This window comes from Sutterella massiliensis, from assembly GCF_016899755.1.
In the GTDB taxonomy this organism is placed as follows: domain Bacteria; phylum Pseudomonadota; class Gammaproteobacteria; order Burkholderiales; family Burkholderiaceae_F; genus Sutterella; species Sutterella massiliensis.
In genome coordinates this window covers 1-2073 of record NZ_JACJJC010000044.1, presented here as the reverse complement: position 1 = coordinate 2073, position 2073 = coordinate 1, and the positions used below count along the sequence as shown (strand labels likewise).

General features: G+C 56.7%; 1 protein-coding gene. It reads left to right on the top strand.

Features of this window, described 5'->3' with window-relative positions:
- Positions 1-1811, top strand: a 1811-nt coding sequence (locus tag H6A60_RS11020) for a zinc ribbon domain-containing protein (protein ID WP_205104573.1), incomplete at its 5' end; no start/stop codon positions are given.
- Positions 1812-2073: the final 262 nt, after the last annotated feature.

Here is a 2073-nt window from a genome sequence, read left to right as displayed (position 1 = left end):
AAAAGCGAATCGAAAGCCTCGCGCTTGAGAACGACGTACCCGCCTACGTGACGACCGTGCGCCTCTTGGAGGACGTTGAAGAGAATACCTCGCTCAAGCTCGATCGGGTCCTAAGGGCATTCGGTCGACAAGTTGCCCTTTTCACCGGGTTGTTTTCCTCTCGCGAATGGCGCAGACATTGCGACGGCAACGGCTACCGCACGCTGCGCGATCGTCTGGTCGGTCCCGTGTCCGAGTACCTTAAAGCGCATCCGCAGAACACAAAGACGGCCGGCGACAAGAGCCCGGATACCTCCAAAGTCGACTCCTTTGAGGTCGAAATCCCGGGAAAGGAACCCGGCAAGCCCGTTCGAATCCGCATCTTCGGTCTCCCGGCACGATTGTGGAAGCTTGCGTTGCAGCAGGCAGGCATCACTGTTGCCAACGACTGGCGTCTCGCTCAGCAGCGTGCCAAAGAACGCATCGAAAAGACGGACTGGTTCCGTAAGCTCAACGAGGCAGAGCGCCATTACGTCTACCTTCTGCTCTTCAAGCTGAACGATGACTTTTTCGACCTCATGGACGGCCGCACGCCGACGTTCAAGTGGCACAGTACCTTCAACATGAAGAAAGTCCGGCACGCCTCCGGGCTCTGCGTCGCTGTCCGCCGCGCTGTTCGCGCTGAGAAGACGCAGACCATTCGGCACGCCGAGCGTCGATCGGTGTGGTTCGACTGCAGCTGCTACACGGTGAAGACGGAGAAAGGCAAGCAAATCGTTGAGCTTATGACGCTCGAGAAAGGCAAGCGAGCGAAGATCGTTCTGCGCGGCAAGAAGAAAATCTCGGGCACGATCAAGCTCGTGAAGACATCAACGAGCTGGACGCTTCACACGCTTGCGAAGCCCAAGCTGAAGTTGCTCCCGCAGACGATCAAGGAACAGAACGGCAAGCTCGTCTGCGTCGCCATGGACATGGGCTTCACGGAGGTCTACACGCTCGACGACGGCAGTCAATACGGCGAAGGTTTCGGGAAAGCGATTCGCGAAGAGGCGGAGCTCCTTGCCCGGGCGCTTGAAAAACGCAGCCGCCTCCTCGCACTGGCTAACAACACGCAGGATAAGAAGAAGCGGCGCCACATTCTGACGTGCAATCTCGGTTCGAAAAAGATAGATCGAGCGATTGCCCGTCACAAGCTCAAGATCCGAAACATTGTGAACCGTGCGCTCAACCGGATTTTCGAAGAGCATCCTGCGCACGCGTACATCGTAGAGGAACTCGGTCGTCGTTTTGAACTGCAGGGCTTTACCAAAGCGACTAACAGGGCGCTTTCGAGCTGGATCCGCGGCTTCATCGAGGAACGACTGTGCTTCAAAGCGGCGATCCACGGCATGAAGCTCGTGAAGGTGCCCTCAGCCTACGGCTCGCAGCGCTGCCCGTATTGCGGCTGCGTACACAGCGACTCCCAAAAAGGCGACCGTTTCAAGTGCGTCGACTGCGGCAGGGAGGCGCATGCCGACAAGGTGGCCTGCCTCAATCTGCTCTGCCGCGTCAGGGACTGCAGCTTCAAGGCGAGAATGCCAAAGGAGGCGGTGTTGGCACTCGAACTTAAGGAATACAGAGCACAGTGCGATCGCAGAGGGACGGAGCCGGTCAAGTATGTGCCGAGACAGTCCCGTCGGCCGACGAAGACGAAGAAGAGTCAGCAACTGAGTTCCTTGTGCAAGCCGAACTCAGCTTTAGTGTGCACAAGACATGCGATGCTGATTAACAAAGCAGAAAGAACCTCGAAAACAAATCACGGAAACACTTGTAAAACAATATGGAATATTTGACAGGATCACGAATGGATCCGTACAATAGGACACGTATTATGGAGTTAAGTTTTGCAGAGGTTCGTGTCCGTCGGATAAAGGACGGCTGCAGGGAGTGCCAGCGAAGGTCGCCGTAAAGCGACAAAGCGCCGAAAGAGGTATAGCGAACACGCCCGAGCGACTGCCGCGACGGACTCACCACGCGCCGTGGAATGGAAACAACCGTACGGCGCCAGGCTCTTGCCAAGAGTGCGAATAAATGCCCTCCATTCCGGGGTTGAAC